This is a genomic window from Flavobacterium zhoui, assembly GCF_042787235.1.
GTDB classification, from domain to species: Bacteria; Bacteroidota; Bacteroidia; order Flavobacteriales; family Flavobacteriaceae; genus Flavobacterium; species Flavobacterium zhoui.
This window is the reverse complement of the sequence record NZ_JBHZPY010000005.1, coordinates 162,769-179,275: the sequence shown is the minus strand read 5'-3', so window position 1 is coordinate 179,275 and position 16,507 is coordinate 162,769. Positions and strand designations below refer to the sequence as shown.

17 protein-coding genes are annotated in these 16,507 nt (G+C 33.5%); 5 read left to right on the top strand and 12 right to left on the bottom strand.

The window, feature by feature from the left end; all coding sequences use genetic code 11:
* Positions 1 to 4 precede the first annotated feature (4 nt).
* Positions 5 to 475 (bottom strand): hypothetical protein, encoded by a 471-nt coding sequence (locus tag ACFX5F_RS08005; RefSeq protein WP_379851546.1) that lies wholly within the window; start codon positions 473 to 475, stop codon positions 5 to 7.
* 47 nt (positions 476 to 522) lie between these two features.
* Entirely contained in the window at positions 523 to 1,338 is an 816-nt protein-coding gene (murQ, locus tag ACFX5F_RS08000; RefSeq protein ID WP_379851545.1) for an N-acetylmuramic acid 6-phosphate etherase, read from the bottom strand.
* 217 nt (positions 1,339 to 1,555) lie between these two features.
* Here murQ and ACFX5F_RS07995 point away from each other — a divergent pair, with 217 nt between their 5' ends.
* Positions 1,556 to 2,698, top strand: coding sequence for a helix-turn-helix domain-containing protein (locus tag ACFX5F_RS07995; RefSeq protein WP_379851544.1), 1,143 nt, complete (start codon positions 1,556 to 1,558; stop codon positions 2,696 to 2,698).
* A gap of 156 nt (positions 2,699 to 2,854) precedes the next feature.
* A complete protein-coding gene (locus ACFX5F_RS07990; RefSeq protein ID WP_379851543.1) occupies positions 2,855 to 5,245 on the top strand; it encodes a TonB-dependent receptor in 2,391 nt (796 codons plus the stop codon).
* Between the two features lie 57 nt (positions 5,246 to 5,302).
* Here ACFX5F_RS07990 and ACFX5F_RS07985 read toward each other — a convergent pair whose 3' ends face one another.
* Together ACFX5F_RS07985 and ACFX5F_RS07980 are read right to left on the bottom strand one after the other, a co-directional pair.
* Positions 5,303 to 5,971, bottom strand: a complete 669-nt coding sequence (locus tag ACFX5F_RS07985; RefSeq protein WP_379851542.1) for a ZIP family metal transporter — start codon at positions 5,969 to 5,971, stop codon at positions 5,303 to 5,305.
* Positions 5,971 to 6,735, bottom strand: a complete 765-nt coding sequence (locus tag ACFX5F_RS07980; protein WP_379851541.1) for a class I SAM-dependent methyltransferase — start codon at positions 6,733 to 6,735, stop codon at positions 5,971 to 5,973. The genes ACFX5F_RS07985 and ACFX5F_RS07980 overlap by 1 nt, the downstream gene beginning before the upstream one ends.
* 69 nt (positions 6,736 to 6,804) lie before the next feature.
* On the opposite strand from ACFX5F_RS07980, the gene ACFX5F_RS07975 reads away from it, so the two are divergent.
* Both ACFX5F_RS07975 and ACFX5F_RS07970 read left to right on the top strand, forming a co-directional pair.
* Complete coding sequence (locus ACFX5F_RS07975; RefSeq protein ID WP_379851540.1) at positions 6,805 to 8,016, top strand: THUMP domain-containing class I SAM-dependent RNA methyltransferase; 1,212 nt, start codon at positions 6,805 to 6,807, stop codon at positions 8,014 to 8,016.
* A 48-nt stretch (positions 8,017 to 8,064) separates the two neighbouring features.
* The gene (locus tag ACFX5F_RS07970; protein ID WP_379851539.1) at positions 8,065 to 8,301 is read left to right on the top strand and encodes a hypothetical protein; all 237 of its coding nucleotides are present in this window, start codon (positions 8,065 to 8,067) and stop codon (positions 8,299 to 8,301) included.
* A gap of 94 nt (positions 8,302 to 8,395) precedes the next feature.
* On the opposite strand, the gene ACFX5F_RS07965 is transcribed toward ACFX5F_RS07970, so the two are convergent.
* The 7 genes from ACFX5F_RS07965 to ACFX5F_RS07935 all read right to left on the bottom strand — a co-directional run bounded on the left by ACFX5F_RS07965 (position 8,396) and on the right by ACFX5F_RS07935 (position 14,927).
* A complete protein-coding gene (locus ACFX5F_RS07965) occupies positions 8,396 to 9,247 on the bottom strand; it encodes a DUF6048 family protein (protein WP_379851538.1) in 852 nt (283 codons plus the stop codon).
* Entirely contained in the window at positions 9,219 to 9,749 is a 531-nt protein-coding gene (locus ACFX5F_RS07960) for a DUF6452 family protein (RefSeq protein WP_379851537.1), read from the bottom strand. The genes ACFX5F_RS07965 and ACFX5F_RS07960 overlap by 29 nt, the downstream gene beginning before the upstream one ends.
* A 78-nt stretch (positions 9,750 to 9,827) precedes the next feature.
* Positions 9,828 to 11,243 carry a 23S rRNA (uracil(1939)-C(5))-methyltransferase RlmD gene (rlmD, locus tag ACFX5F_RS07955; protein ID WP_379851536.1) on the bottom strand — a complete coding sequence of 472 codons (1,416 nt, stop codon included), beginning with the start codon at positions 11,241 to 11,243 and terminating at the stop codon, positions 9,828 to 9,830.
* Between the two features lie 787 nt (positions 11,244 to 12,030).
* Positions 12,031 to 12,486: a hypothetical protein gene (locus ACFX5F_RS07950; RefSeq protein ID WP_379851535.1), complete on the bottom strand. Its 456-nt coding sequence runs from the start codon at positions 12,484 to 12,486 to the stop codon at positions 12,031 to 12,033.
* Between the two features lie 111 nt (positions 12,487 to 12,597).
* Positions 12,598 to 13,311: a CPBP family intramembrane glutamic endopeptidase gene (locus ACFX5F_RS07945; protein ID WP_379851534.1), complete on the bottom strand. Its 714-nt coding sequence runs from the start codon at positions 13,309 to 13,311 to the stop codon at positions 12,598 to 12,600.
* A 156-nt stretch (positions 13,312 to 13,467) separates the two neighbouring features.
* Positions 13,468 to 14,109, bottom strand: coding sequence for a hypothetical protein (locus tag ACFX5F_RS07940; protein ID WP_379851533.1), 642 nt, complete (start codon positions 14,107 to 14,109; stop codon positions 13,468 to 13,470).
* A 125-nt stretch (positions 14,110 to 14,234) separates the two neighbouring features.
* On the bottom strand, positions 14,235 to 14,927 hold the full coding sequence (locus tag ACFX5F_RS07935; protein ID WP_379851532.1) for an SGNH/GDSL hydrolase family protein: 693 nt from the start codon (positions 14,925 to 14,927) through the stop codon (positions 14,235 to 14,237).
* Between the two features lie 207 nt (positions 14,928 to 15,134).
* On the opposite strand from ACFX5F_RS07935, the gene ACFX5F_RS07930 reads away from it, so the two are divergent.
* Positions 15,135 to 15,545 carry an OsmC family protein gene (locus ACFX5F_RS07930; RefSeq protein ID WP_379851531.1) on the top strand — a complete coding sequence of 137 codons (411 nt, stop codon included), beginning with the start codon at positions 15,135 to 15,137 and terminating at the stop codon, positions 15,543 to 15,545.
* 73 nt (positions 15,546 to 15,618) lie between these two features.
* Here the strand turns inward: ACFX5F_RS07930 and cysM are convergent, their stop codons facing one another.
* Positions 15,619 to 16,506 carry a cysteine synthase CysM gene (gene cysM / locus ACFX5F_RS07925; protein WP_379851530.1) on the bottom strand — a complete coding sequence of 296 codons (888 nt, stop codon included), beginning with the start codon at positions 16,504 to 16,506 and terminating at the stop codon, positions 15,619 to 15,621.
* Position 16,507 lies beyond the last annotated feature (1 nt).

Here is a 16,507-nt window from a genome sequence, read left to right as displayed (position 1 = left end):
TGATTTAAAAAGAGATTCGCATACCAATTCCGTTTTGATTGGTAATAACATTAATTTTTTCGAAATTAAAACTAGTTTTATTGATTAACAGAGATTCATTGTATCCACCAATTGCCTTCTTTATTTTTTTTGAATGACCAATTATTACTGGAATAGATATAAGTGTAGATGCCAACCCAATGTATGTTAATGTTGTAGGATAGGTTTTATCTTGTGTTAATCCTGTAACCAAATCAGACCCTAAAATGCCTATTCCAAATCCCAAAAGGAATCCGCCTACTGCAGCTTTCGTTCTGCCTTGTTGGTATTGTTCAAGAAGTTGGGGTTGCGAAGCAAGTAATTCTTTTACAGCGGTGTTCGAAAGTTTTTGGTTGTTGAAATCATATATTCTCCCGCTTGATTTCAAAGTAAGTTGTTGAGAAAATGATAGTGCAGAAAACAGTAAAAAAGCAAAGAGTAGGATTTTTGATTTCATATAATTGTTTAAGGTTAAGGTTTTTTGTAAAATTAAATAGAAGCGGTTTACTGCCCCATGTAATTATTAACTGCTTTTCTAACGCTTCCGTGATTTTTTAATAATTCGGAAGCTTGTTCGTAGGAAACAGGAATTTCTCCCATAATCATTTTTACACCTCGATCGACCAGTTTGCTGTTACTCAATTGCATGTCGACCATTTTATTGCCTTTTACTTTTCCCAGTTGAATCATCGTGGTTGTTGAAATCATATTCAGAACTAATTTCTGTGCTGTTCCAGCTTTCATACGGGAACTTCCCGTTACAAATTCAGGTCCTACAATTACTTCGATTGGGAATTTTGCGGTTTGGGAAAGCGGACTTCCTGCATTGCAAGAAATACTGGCAGTAGTTATATTATTTTCGTTGCAAGCTTGCAATCCCCCAATCACATACGGTGTTGTCCCTGAAGCAGCAATTCCAATTACGACATCATTTTTATTTACATCGAAAGCTTTCAAATCAATCCAGGCTTGCGTGGCATCGTCTTCGGCATTTTCTACGGCTTTACGAATGGCGGTGTCACCACCGGCAATAATCCCAATTACTAAATCGAAAGGAACGCCAAAGGTTGGCGGACATTCCGAAGCGTCAAGGACCCCAATACGACCCGAAGTTCCTGCACCAATGTAGAATAAGCGACCGCCTAATTTCATTTTGGCAACTATTTCAGTCACTAAAATTTCTATTTGTGGCAATGCATTTTCTACAGCAAGCGGAACAGTTTTGTCTTCCTGATTGATATTAGAAAGTAATTCCTGAACCGACATTTTTTCTAAATGTTGGTATTTTGAGGATTGTTCGGTGGTTTTTGTAAAGGTCATTTTTCGTATAATTGGACAGCTCCAAAATTAACCTTTTTTATCACAATCTCGAAATTTTCTATTTTTAGTTTCAGGTTTTTCACTGTCGATTTTCTTTAAATTTGATTTATATATATTGATTTACTTTTTTTAGTTTTTAATTTCTCATATGGAGAAAGGTTATTGAATCTTTGTTAGATGAACTAAAATATTATATTTGTTAAATATTAAAAAATAAATGGATAGAATAATCTTATTGCAAGGGATCGCACGGATTTCAGTTTTTGTATCTTTTTTGATGGCATTTTTTTTACTGACTGTTAAAACTGAAAATAAATTAGCCAACCGTTTATTTGCCTGGTTTTTTATTGTTTCGGCTATTGATCTTAGTGGTTTTTTTGTTATTGCTTATATTCAGGATTATCTTGATTTGATGGTTTTTAGATGGACAATCTGTTTGTTGGCAATGCCCTTATTTTATCTTTATGTATTATCAGTTTGTTATTCTGATTTTAAATTAAAGTGGAAGCATTTAGTGCATTTACTTCCTATTATACTAGTTAATTTAGTTTTTCTTCGAAGACTTTATTTAGCCAGTGATGCAGATATGAAACTTTTATCCGGAGATCTTGACCATATGCCTGAAATATACTTAATCCAGATTTTAATTGAATTTCAATATGTGTTTTATATTGTTAGCGCATTTTTAATTTTGAAGAAATACAGAGAAATTTATCTGGAAAACTATACCAATCCAAGTACATCGACGTACAAGTATCTTTTTCAGATGACTACTGTTTTTCTAATCGCGCATTGTTTGGTTGCATTAAAAAACGTATTACGTTATAGCGACTACAGACAAATATTTCTTTGGTTAAATGTAGTAGTAGGAAGTGTAGCTTTATTTATTACCTGTTGGTTAGTAATGAAAGCATTGAATCATCCGGAACTTTTTAGGGGAATTAATTCTAAAATACAATTGACAAAAGATATTCTGCCCGAAGTCAAAGAAAAAACAGAATCTAAAAATGTTCAAGACGATGCGATTTCCAGTCAAATTTCGAGATTGAAACAATATATGGCAGAGAGAGAGCCTTTTCTTGATCCATCGCTTACCATTCAGGAGCTTGCCAATCAAATTGATATTCCGGTTCGGGATTTATCTGTTTTAATTAATCATCATATGGATCTGCACTTTTTTGATTTTGTCAATGAATATCGTATTCAAAAAGCGATGGGTATTTTGAAAGATCAGTATAGAAGTCAGCTTACCGTTCTGGAAATTTTATACGAAGTTGGTTTTAACTCCAAATCTTCTTTTAATACCTCTTTTAAAAAACACACCAATTTGACGCCTACAGCTTATAGAAACGCCTTATAATAAGTGGTTTGTAAAAAGTAGTACTTCATACCTGATAAAGTCGAACTGATTTTCTGAATAGAAAGTGGTTCGACTTTTTTTTGTCGGTCGAATTCTAAAAATTTCTAAGGCAACTTTGCTTCAAATTAATCGAAACAAGTTTTAAAATTAGAAATCATGAAAAAAGCAAATCTCCTTATCTTTTTATTATTGCCTTTATTTTGTTTAGCACAAACATCATTTAAATTAAAAGGAAAAATAGCAAACAAAACAATTCCATTAGAATGGGCAGATGTTTCCATATCCCATTCAGAAGGAAAAATTATTGACGGAACAATATCTAAACAAGATGGTTCTTTTGAAATTAACCTTAAAAAAGGATCTTATAAAATAGGAATTAGTCTTTTGGGATTTACAGATTATGATAAAGAGATTACAATAGAAAATGATACTGATTTAGGAACAATCATTTTAAAAGAAAGCACTACCAATTTGACAGAGGTTGTCATTGAATCTAAAAAGAAAATAATCGAACAGAAAACGGATCGTTTGGTTTATAATCTTGAAAACAATGTTACAACAGTTGGCGGAGACGCATTAAGTGCCATTAATACGGCTCCCGGAGTTGTCGTTCAGAATAATGCAATTAATATATTAGGGAAAGGAACTTCCCGTATTATGATAGATGGACGAATGATTGAATTAGTAGATGAGGAACTGAATAATTTTTTGAAATCAATTTCGGCTAATGATATTAAAAATATTGAAATTATCAGCAATCCGCCGGCAAAATATGATGCCGAAGGAACTGGTGGATTGATTAATATTATTATGAAAAAAGGAGTTCGTGATTCCTGGAAAAACACGACTACAGTTTCTTATGATCAAAATAAATATAGTATTTACACTTTAAGAGATAACTTTTTTTACAATAAAAACAAGTTTAGATTTTCTGCCAGCATTAATGCAAAAACAGGTTATTTGAATGCTAGAGATGATTTAAAAATGTATTTTCCTGATGGACTTTCGCATATGAAAAGTGTAACAAAGGTAAAAACCGAAAATCTCTCCGGTAAATTGGCTTTAGATTATAATCTTTCAGAACTTACTACTATTGGATTTCAATATTTAAACGATAGAAATAACCCTGATTTTAAATCGGATATTAGAATTGAGGATTACAATACTCAAAATGAATTGGATAATGTTACACTGAACAATAGCTTCACTTATAAAGGATCAAAAAATCAAACTTATAATGCACATTTGATTACCAAACTAGATTCCTTAAAAAGAAAGTTATCTTTTGATGTGGACTATTTTAATTACAGTTCAAAATTCGATAGAAATTTTGTCGCTAATAATTATACGCCAGATATGACATTTGTTGATATAAATCAGTCGGGAAGAAACATTTCGAATCAGGATATTGACAATTGGAGTTTTAAGGCAGATATGGAACATCCGTTTCAAGCGTTGAATTTGTCTTATGGTGCAAAAATGAGTTTTACAAATAGTGTAAGTGATGTACTTTATTACAATAAAATTACAGGGACTCCAGAATTAGATTCGAACCAATCCAGCCGATTTAAATACACTGAAAACAATCAGTCGGTTTATGTAAATGCAGATAAAAAATTCAATGAAAAATGGAATTTCCAAATGGGATTAAGATTGGAGAACACTCAAACAAATGGATTTTCTGAAACTCTAAATCAGGAAACAGAAAATAATTATTTGAAATTATTCCCAACGTTTTATGCTTCTTACAAGAAAAACGAAAACAATACTTTTAGTTTGAATTATGGAAAAAGAATCAACAGACCACGTTTTGACTTATTGAATCCGTTCAGAATTTACATCAACAGCAATAGTTATTCCGAAGGAAATCCGTTTTTAAGACCTTCATTTAGTGATAATTTTGAGTTGGTACATTCTTATAAAGAAATTTTGAGAACAAGTGTTTTTGTCAATGCAATTACAAACGGTTATGGAGTTTTGTTCACCTCAAACCCGGAAACCAATACACAGATTGTAACCCGTGAGAATTATTTTAAAAACTTAAATTATGGAATAGGGGAAAGTTACTCGGCAAGTTTTGCAGATTGGTGGTCTAGTGAAAATTCATTGTACCTTTTAGGAGCAAAAACAAAATTTATTAAAGATATCAAAGCCACACCATCAAACAGTTTACAAATTGATTTTTCGACAAATAATACTTTTTTATTAGGTAAAATGGCAAAATTGCAAATCGATTTTACGTATACAACGCCTTTTAAAGGAGGTTTATATGAACTAGGATATGCCTCGAGTTTTGATATTGGTTTCAAACAGGATTTGTTTAATAAAACCATGCAAATTACATTTTTGGCAAATGATATTTTTAATACCTCTTATTTAAAAGATTTTACTTCAGTTATAAACAATGTAAAACAGGTATATGAGCAGAAAGAAAGTAATCGATTCGTACGTTTATCTGTGGTTTATAATTTTGGAAACAAAAGGATCAATGTACAACAGCGTGATTTTGGCAATAAGGAGGAGAATAAAAGAACTGGAGGTAATTAGAAAATTGAAAGCTGGGAAACAGAAATCTCTTTATTTCTGTTTCTTAACTTTATAAAATTATATAAAATACGCCAACGCAATTCCAATCACAATCATAGAAACTTTGGCGATATTGAATTTGTGACCTTCACTGCTTTCGAAAATAATGGTAGATGAAATATGGAATAATATTCCAATTACAACAGCCGTTATTTCGTCGTAATATTCATTTAAAACCGGTAAAGAGCCCGATAAAAAGGTTCCAAGCGGTGTCATAATTGCAAAAGTAACCATGAAGATAAAAATCGCCTTATTATTTAGACTTGCATTGATAAAAAATGTCGTAAGAATAATAGCAATTGGTAAATGGTGAATGGCAATTCCTAACGCCAAATCGTGATGATGACTTACGGGAAATCCTTCTAAAAAGGCGTGAATGCAAAGGCTGATGAACAAAAGCCACGGAATATGATTCATGTTTGCGTGCCCGTGAACATGCCCGTGTTCTGCACCTTTGGAGAAAAATTCCAGTATGATTTGGAATAAAATTCCCAACATAATAAAAAGGCCGCTGTTGCCATTTTTACTTTCATAAACTTCCGGTAATAGGTGCATCACCGTCAATGAAAGCAAAAACGAACCGCTGAAGGCCAATAATAATTTCAGATTGGTTTTGTCGTTTGGCTTCAAAACCAAAGCGATACCGTACCCTATTAGCACCGAAAGTAATGGTAAAAGATAATTCATTATTTAAAAATCATGATTAGTCGTTCACTCTCCGTTTTGTGGAATTTCTTTAATTTATAATCTCCAAAAATATCCAACAGGTAAATTCCGGCTTGTTCCATTAATTGTTCAAAATCCTGAAGGGTCAAAGCTTTTACTTTTTCGGTAAAATGAAATTTTTGACCTTTGTCTTCAAAGTCAATTTCTTTATAAATATGGCCGTCTTTTAGATAGCGTTTTATGTGAAATTCGATTTCATCTACGGTTTTAGTTTCTTCAGGAACTAAGGTTTCGAGCACATGAGCGACATTCATAAAGTCAATCACGGCAAAACCATATTCTGATAAGCTGTCTTTGATGGCTTTTAAAGTGGTTAGATTGTCCTCGTCATTCTCGAAATAGCCAAAGCTGGTAAACAAATTGAAAATAGCATCGTATTTTTCTTCAAAAGGTTCACGCATATCATGAACTTTGAAATGTAGTGTTTCATTGGTATTTTTAGAAGCTTCAGCAATACTATTTTCAGAAAGATCAGCGCCCAGAACGTCAAATCCCAATTGGTTTAAATAAATAGAATGGCGTCCCTTGCCGCAAGCTAAATCCAGTACTTTTGCGTTTTCGGGAAGATTAAGGTAATGTGTAATATTATCCATAAAAACCTGAGCTTCTCTATAATTCCTTTCTTTATAAAGAATGTGATAATACGGAGTGTCAAACCAAGACGTGTACCAGTTTTCAGATGATTTCAATTGATTTTCAGTTGGTGGATTTTGTGCTGCAGACATTTATTCTTTTTCAATTAATTCGATTCAGGCAAATTTAGTGTATTTTTGCAACGAATACTTGATTTTACAATGGAAAATAATTTTAAAATGGTTGCCAAAACCTTTTTTGGTTTTGAAGAAATATTAGCGAAAGAATTGCAGATGTTGGGCGCGCAAAACGTTGAACAAGGTGTGAGAATGGTAAGTTTTAAAGGGGATAAAGGGTTTATGTACAAAGCGAATTTATCTTTGCGTACGGCTTTGAAAATCTTAAAACCTATTTATTTTTTCAAGGCTAATAACGAACAGGCTTTATACAAAGGCATTTCGGGAGTAAATTGGTCTAAATTACTTAACGCCAATCAGACTTTTGTGATTGACGCTACGGTACATTCGGAATATTTTAATCACTCAGAATTTGTTTCTCAAAAATGTAAAGATGCGATTGTTGATCAATTTAGAGAAAGAACCGGGCAACGTCCCAGTATTGATAAAGTTTTTCCTGATTTGAGAATTAATATCCACATTGACAAAGATCAGGTTTCGGTTGCATTGGATACTTCTGGAAATTCATTGCATCAACGTGGTTATAGGACAGCTACGAATATTGCCCCTATCAACGAAGTTTTGGCAGCAGGAATCTTGTTGCTGTCGGGTTGGGATGGTCAAGGTGATTTCTTGGATCCAATGTGTGGTTCTGGAACTTTTCTGGCGGAAGCAGCTATGATTGCCTGTAATATTCCAGCAAACATTAACCGTAAAGAATTTGCTTTCGAAAAATGGAACGATTGGGACAATGATTTATTTGATAGTATTTCGGACAGCTTACTGAAAAGAGTCAGAGAGTTTCATTACACTATAAAAGGTTACGATAAGGCACCAAGTGCGGTTCAAAAAGCCAAAGACAATATCAAAAATGCCAATCTTGATGAGTACATCACCATCGAGGAAAAGAACTTTTTTAATACCGAAAAAACGTCACAGGGTAAGTTACACATGGTTTTCAATCCGCCTTATGATGAGCGTTTGGATATCCATATGGAAGAATTCTACAAAAGCATTGGCGATACTTTAAAGAAAAATTATCCTGGTACAAATGCTTGGTTTATTACAGCAAATCTGGAAGCGCTGAAATACGTTGGATTAAAACCTTCCAGAAAAATCAAACTTTTTAACGCGAGTTTAGAAGCTAGATTAGTGAAATACGAAATGTATGAGGGAAGTAAGAGAACGAAGTTTCAAGTTACGGATGACAGTTCTGAAAATTCAGAAAACGTTAATAAGGATGAAATAGTAGAATAGGTTAGTAGCTTCAGATTAAAAGAAATAACTCATAACTCAGCATTTAGTATGACCAAATTACAAGTACGTGCCTTTTTATATCAATTAGGCTCTTTTGCAATATTTTTTATATCCTTTCGATATGTAATGAACCGATATACAATGTTAACCGGTTTTTGGATTCCCTTTACCGCTTTTGTAATTGGAACAATTTTAGCTCCAAAATTTCAGGCCGTAAAAACGAAAGACGGAGAGAAATTATTTATGAAATGGATTTTTATAAAGGGAATTAAGGAAATAGGATAGGTCTTTAGTCTTAAATAAGTATAAAAAAATATCGCAAGGAAAACAGTTTTCTCTGCGATATTTTTATTCAGTGAAATTTGTATTTCTTTTTAACTTACTTTTTCTTATCCGATTTTTTAGAAACTTCTACAGGTTTTACTTTCTTCTTGTAAATAGGAACAAAATACGTAACCGTATAATTGAATCCTACTCCAAAATCACCGTTGTAGGTTCGGTTGAATCCTGGAATGTATAAATTTTCGAAATTATCGGGTTGCTTGTTACTGACGAATCGCTTCAGTTGCAGACTAAAGCCCACAAACACATTGTCAAATACTTTTGCTTTTACTCCTGCTACCACTTCAATCCAGCTGGCTGTTAATCCGTTGAATTTTTGTCCCGAAGGAATTGGAGGAACTTCTCCAAAATAAGGATTGGCATTGTAGATTTTGTAGGAATTCAATTGTTGGCTAAAAGTGCTAAAACCATATCGCAGTCCTATGGAAATTATATTTTCCATGTTCAGCCAGTTTTGATAGGCATTGTAGTCAAAACCTCCTTTTAGATAGGAGCCCTTTGTCGTTGAATTCAATCGGCTATCATCCGTAGTTTTATTTTCATTTCCGAGCTCGGCAGCCAAAAAGTATTTTTTTGTCAAGCGATAATCTCCTACAAATTCAATTCCTTTATAATCTTTGTCGTATAAAGCTCTCGTCAATTTATATAAATCAACACCAACGCGTACGCCGTAACGATCCGTTTTAGCAGGAACAAGAATAATAGAATCCTTCTTTTTTGCTGATAAATCAACTTTTTTGAAAGGTTCAGGGTTTTCAGGAATTACACCATCTGTTTTTGGTGTAGGTTGCTTCGTCAGTTCGCCTTTTGGGCTCGTGTCTTGTGCTTTTGCCAAAGAAATGGACAAAACGAGGCAAAAACTAAAAAAATATTTTAATGTGTGTTTCATTTTCGTTTTCTATATTACTTTTTTCAACAGAGATATATTTTATCCATTTATCGGTGGCAATCGTATGTGAATAAGGGTTTGTTGGGTTCAATGTGAAAATCGTCTTAAAACCGCAAGCTCTTGATACAAAAATATCATTTTTGGTGTAATCAAACTGTATGTTATCTAAGTTGATTAATGCCGGATTCGAATTTCCCGAATTCAAGGTAAAGGTGTAAATAGTGGTATTATCGTTTGTTTTTAACGGAATCGAAATGGTATTGCCGTTAGCCAGGTATTTTGATTCACCGGTTGCAGTTGGATTAAAAATAATTCCATCTGTAATTCCAGCACCAACGACTTTAAGATTAGTGACATTTTTTAAAACAGAGGGATTGGCAAAATCATAAAACTGAATAAACAGTCTTGGTGTTGTAGCCGTATTGGCATCGCAAATATCATCTTTCTCACAACTGGAGAAAAATAATGTTACAACGAATATAAATAAAAGTAACTTTTTCATAAATCTTTAAAATAGGAATGGCAATGCAAAAATCAATTTCAATTGCAACAACTGCTAACTGCGACTGAACACTGAATACTAATTTCTTCTTTCCAAAAGTACAACATTTTCAACGTGATGCGTTTGCGGGAACATATCCACAGGACGCACACGAGTTACTTTATATTTCTCGTCCATCAAAGCCAGATCACGCGCTTGTGTAGCAGAATTGCAGCTTACATACACCACTTTTTCAGGAGCAATTTTCATAATTTGTTCAATTACATCTTTGTGCATTCCGTCTCTTGGTGGATCTGTAATAATAACATCAGGATGCCCGTGTTGTGCTATGAAGCTATCGTTAAAAACGACTTTCATATCTCCTACAAAGAACTCACAATTGGTGATTTCATTGCGTTCTGCATTCAATTTAGCGTCTTTAATTGCTTCAGGAACACTTTCAACACCAATTACTTTTTTGGCGTTTTTAGAGACAAACTGTGCAATAGTTCCTGTTCCGGTATACAAGTCATAAACAACTTCGTTTCCAGTTAAACCAGCAAAATCTCTCGTTATTTTATATAATTCATACGCTTGATCAGAGTTGGTTTGGTAAAAAGATTTCGCATTAATGCTAAATTTCAAACCTTCCATTTCTTCTAGGATGTAATCTCTTCCTTTGTATAATTTAATGTCAGTATCGTATAAAGTATCGTTCGCTTTATTATTGATAACATATTGCAGCGAAGTAATATGAGGGAATTTTTCGTAAATATGATCTAGAAGTAATTCTCTGTTGGCTTTATCGTTTTCAAAAAACTGAATCAAAACCATAATTTCACCAGTCGAAGCCGTACGCAACATCAAAGTTCTTAACAAACCTTCATGCGCTCTTGGGTTAAAGAAAGTTAAGCCATGCTCATTTGCAAAAGCACGAACTTCGTTTCTAATCGCATTCGAAGGATCTTCCTGCAAATGACATTTGTTGATGTCCAAGATTTTGTCCCACATTTTCGGAATGTGAAAACCAAGTGCGTTTCTGTTTCCCAAATCTTCTGTGCTGTCAATTTCTTTTTCGGTTAACCAACGGCTGTTCGAAAACGAAAATTCCATTTTATTTCTGTAAAAAAACTGTTTTTCCGAACCTAAAATCGGTTCAAATTCTGGAAGTTCCACTTTTCCTATGCGTTGCAAATGGTTTTTCACCTCATTTTGCTTGTAATACAACTGTTGGCTGTATTTCATATTTTGCCATTTACAGCCTCCACAAACACCAAAATGTTCGCAAATAGGTTCTACACGATGCTCAGAATATTCGTGAAAATGGATCGCTTTTCCTTCATAATACGCTTTACGTTTCTTGAACGTTTGCACATCAACCACATCGCCGGGAACGACATTCGGGATAAAAACCACTTTACCATCGGGAGCCTTTGCTACCGAAACGCCTTTTGCACCAGCATCAAGGACTTTTATTTGATGAAAGACAACTTTGTCTGTATTTTTCTTTGCCATAGCGCAAAAATAAGCGTTTGAATGGTTTTATAAATTCAAATTGTGAAATATTTTCAAAAAGTATTAATTTTTATTTGGGCCCAATCTCGCTTTCCGCTGCAAACCCGCAATTCCGTAAGCTGGAACGCTAAGCCCGTAAAGGAGCTTCCTTCAGTCGCTCTTTACGGGCAAGAGTTCCAAAGCTTTCGGTGCTGCGGTTTTTTTGCTATAAACGAAGTTCACTGAACACATCTGAAAAATAAAGTTAAGTGAAGTAATCGGGGGCGGGATTGGTGATGAGAATTTGATTATTTTAACTATATTCATTTTTGCCTTTAGTGTTATTCGTAGGCTTAAAGGTTGAATTATGTGAATTATGTAATGTTTTTGTTTAATTTAGTAATATTTCATTAACTTAGTGTCAATATATTTGTAATATTAAAACTAAAAAATATAATTAATCTAAAATCGATTCAACATGAAACAATTATCCAACATCAGCGCAACTTTTAAAAAGTCTTTATTATTAATCGCACTTTTATTTTCTCAAAGTCTTATTTGGGCATAAGATAAAACAGTGGATGTAAATTTGAATGTGAATAAAGAAGGAAGTGACTGGTATGCACAGCCCTGGATTTTAGTAGTTGGTGGTGCGGTTTTTATAATAATAATAGTAGCTCTTTTAAGGGGTAAAAAGTAATCAACTTAATCAGTAACGATCAATAAGATGGGTGTAAATTGACTTTTGTAAGGTCAATTTATACCCATTTTTCGATTAAAAAAGTAGTTGACCCAATAAGGGCAATAATTACGAAACGGTATTGTCTTTTTTCTTGATTAATTCATAGTTAATTATCGTAGGCAGATAAAAACATAAATCGGCAGTGATTTTTCCAAGTATAATTCCCATAAAATAATTCCCGGTCAATAATGGCATCCAATACATACAAAACGGACGAATGAAAAAGAAATCCAAAATAGCAGGATAACCAAACTCCAAAATCAAATTCTTTACTAATAAAAGGGTTTCCCTTAAAGTGGTTTTTTGCCCTAGTTCTTGATTCTTTTTGGCCTGTTTTTTATACGATTGCGCAATTATGATTACATAAAATGCCAAATACTCAGCAAACGTTATCAAATAAGCCGTAGTCAAACCGCTAAGAATTCTGCTAAATTGAGAACTCAACAAAGCTGAACTTGTGGCTGCCAATTCTGCATATTTGTATCGGTCAAACCATTCTTTAAAATTCGATTTATTAAACATTTTGGGGGTAATTAATTTTGTTTTTAAAAAAAAATAGTCCAAAAATGGAATATTTTTAGTTGTTATTGTGTTTGTGAGCATGGATTGTAGCTCCCAGATATTACTCTTTCTTTAGGTTTTAATCTCCTCTATCTTGTTTGAGTAAGTGGTTTCTTTAATATTGCGATGTCCAGGAGTGTTTATCATAAAAATTAATGTAATTCCAATAAATATAGCATTATGTATAACGTGAAGCAGAAATCCTAGAATAAATCCATAACGAACTCTTAGAAAACCAATAAATAATCCTAACACTATTTGTGGCGCTACTAATATTGGCGATAAAAGTAGAATTGTATAGGAAAATTTAAAATTGTTAATGTGGATCACTCCAAATAGTATAGCAGAAAAATAAAAAATGAATTTGTATCTCTTTTTCCAAAAGGAAGTTAGAAAAGTCTCTATTTTTTGCTCATTTCGAAAACCAGAAAGTGAAACTAATGAAATGATAAAATTGAATAAATAATTTTTTTTATAACGGAGATACGATCGAAAAATTAGTTCTTCAATAAATGGCCCAATAACAACAGTAAAAAGTAGCACCGACCAAATTGGCCATGTCATGATTACATCATTTAACTTGTGGTCTTCAGAATTGACAAGTCCCATCGTTTCTAATGCGCTTATTAGTGTAATCAAAATTCCCATTAGAGGTACTTCAATTATTAATAGTGACAAGAGTTTTTTTGATTTTTCAGTCAAAGTAAGTTCGGGTGCCGATTGGTCCGTAGGATTTCTTATAAAACCCATTAAATCAGTATAGTTTTCTTTTATTGTATTCCACATATTACTGTTTCGATCATTTGAGTTTATAGTTTAAAAGAGCATATAAATTATGGAAATCTGCCAAAAGGGAGGGATGAAAGGCTAGTTTCTATTATCAAAAACACAAAAGTCCAAATCAATTGATTTGGGCTTTTGTGTGCGTTTTGGAAAATAACGTTATTTTAAAAATGCTAAAGGTGCTTGCACTTTTATTTTTATAGCATCAAAGTTATTAGAGTTTATTCCAACTAAGCCATAAACAGTTTCTCCTTTTTTAATTGTTTTTCCATTGATATTGTAATTATTCAAATCAGCATTGAATTTTTTGTTAGCGGAACTAGCAACAATCATATTCCCACCTGCAATTCCAGGTCCAAGAATTAAACCTACAGGAAAAGAACTAGTCGTTCCAGGATTATTGTAGGAATTAGTCTCAGTTTTGTAAATCTGTAAAGGTGATAAAAGTAAAAACCATAAATAAGAGGCAGGACTCTGTTTTAAAGTTTTGTAAATCGTTTCTTTTTCCATTAAATACAGAGTGGCGTCATTTTCATAACTAAGCGAAATGTCTGTGCCAAAAACTAGATCTCTGTTGCTGTTATTGGTAACTTTAATGGCAATCAGTTTTACCGTTTTACTCTTTTCTTTTTTGGCGTATTTATTATCTAATAAATCATATTTATATTCTAAAGAAACATCATTCGTTGCATTTTTTGAAACGTAGTTAATGTTTTTAGGATCAATGGATTTGTAACCAGATGCACAACTGTTTAGCAGTAAGGCGCAAGAGGATAACACGATAATTTTTAAAATTCGCATAAGTAATTTATTTTGTAAGGTTAATTTTGGTGGCGCAAACTTAGTAAATTTCTTAATAAATAAAATAAATTTTAGAAATAAATATTGAATTATTTGTAGGATTAAAGAGAGTATTGTTTTTTGAATTATTTGACCTGCAAAGCCAAAGTAATTGCTTTATCGGCTAGTGGCGCCATTACTTGATAACCTGTTTTATTGGGATGCACACCATCATTCGAATAATCAGTTTTTAAACCCTGATTTTTATCAACCATTTCCGAATAATAATCGACATACACAATTTCATTTGCAAGAGCGTAATTCTTCAGGATTTCGTTCAATGTTTTGATTTTAGCAATCGGTTCTTGGTTGGGTTTCCAAGGAAAGTCGTAAGCCGGCAAAACGGAACACAGAATTACTTTGATGTGGTTTGCTTTCGCCAATTCAATCATAGAGAAAATATTATCCCGAATCATTTCAATGGTCGTAGGACCTGTGTTTCCTGCAATATCATTGATTCCTGCAAGAATTACAACAGCGGTGGGTTTTAAGGCGATGACATCGGCTCTAAAGCGCAGTAGCATTTGTGGCGTGGTTTGTCCGCTAATACCCCGATTAACATAAGGTTTGCCAGAGAAATATTCCGGATCAACGGTACTCCAAAATTCGGTTATGGAATCCCCCATAAAAACAATCCTTTTTTGTCCCACTTCTGCAGATTTTAAAACAGTGTTTTCATTTTGGTAACGATTTAAATTGGGCCAGTCTTGAGCCTTTACATTTCCTCCCATAAAGATTGATAATACTAGTAAACAGTAAATTAATTTTGTTTTTCTCATTTGTTCCTAGTTTTCATAGTTATAAATTAATATGCGTTACGTCTAACAAACGTAACAAATTCGCATTTGGAAACCTAAGCATAACTCCATGTCGCTGTTCTTGATCTAATGATTTTAAACATTTTTTAAAATTTCGTTAAAAAAACCAGTTTCTGAAAGTGTTTTTTGACAAATGAACTAAATTTGAGTAAATTAAAAAATAGAATTATGAAAAGAAATGCAACCGCAGTTTGGAATGGTTCACTAAAAGAGGGAGCCGGGAAATTATCGACACAAAGTAAAACGTTAGAAAATACCCAATATTCATTCAAATCCCGATTTGAAGAAGGAGTAGGAACAAATCCTGAAGAGTTAATAGCAGCGGCGCACTCAGGCTGTTTTACGATGCAGCTTTCGGCCTATATTACTGAAGCCGGTTTTGAAATTGAAAGTATCGAAACCAAATGTGATATTGATTTAGTAGATGGTACGATTGTAAGTTCTCATTTAACAGTCAATGCAAAGGTAAAAGGGATTTCTGACGATGCTTTTCAACAAGAAGTTTCAAAAGCAGAGAAAAACTGTCCCGTTTCTAAAGTATTGAACGCTGCTATTTCTACCACTGCGACTCTAGTATAAAAATAAAGATTGATATAAAAAAGGCTCGGTTTTAGACAAACCGAGCCTTTTCTATTTTATATAGATGATTGGATTAGTCAAATAAATCCGAAGACAAGTAACGATCGCCACGGTCACAGATAATGGCAACAATCACTCCTGATTCTAAAGTATTGGCAATTTTTACAGCTGTAGCTACAGAACCACCGCTGCTCATTCCGGCAAAAACACCTTCTTCAAGCGCTAAACGTTTAGTCATTTCGCGGGCTTCTTGTTCAGTTACTTCTATAATAGAATCTACTTTAGAAGCATCAAAAATTTTTGGCAAGTATTCTTGCGGCCACTTTCTAATTCCAGGAATTTGGGAGCCGTCACTTGGTTGTGTTCCTATGATTTGAATGGCTTGGTTTTTCTCTTTCAAATAAGTAGAAGTCCCAATTATAGTTCCAGTTGTTCCCATTGCTGATACAAAATGTGTTACCGTTCCCTCGGTATCATTCCATATTTCTGGCCCAGTAGTTTTATAATGTGCTTTCCAGTTGTCCTCATTTGCAAATTGGTTGAGCATAATATAACCTCCCTCAGCCACTTTTTTATCCGCATAATCTCTGGAACCTATAATTCCTGTACTTGCTGGAGTTTGAATTACAGTAGCGCCATAAGCAAGCATCGTTTGTGTGCGTTCCTTGGTTGAATCATCGGGAAGTACTAACTCGATTTCTATATTGAATAATTGTGCTATCATCGCCAAAGCAATTCCGGTATTTCCACTGGTAGCCTCTATGAGTTTGTCTCCTTTTTTGATTTCGCCTCTTTCCAGTGCGGATTTAATCATGTTGTAGGCAGCCCTATCCTTTACGCTTCCACCGGGATTATTTCCCTCTAGCTTCAATAAAAGTTTTACATTCTTATTTTGTACCAAATTGACCGTTTCCACTAAAGGGGTATTGCCAATGAGGTCTAATAATTTTTTTGGTTTCATA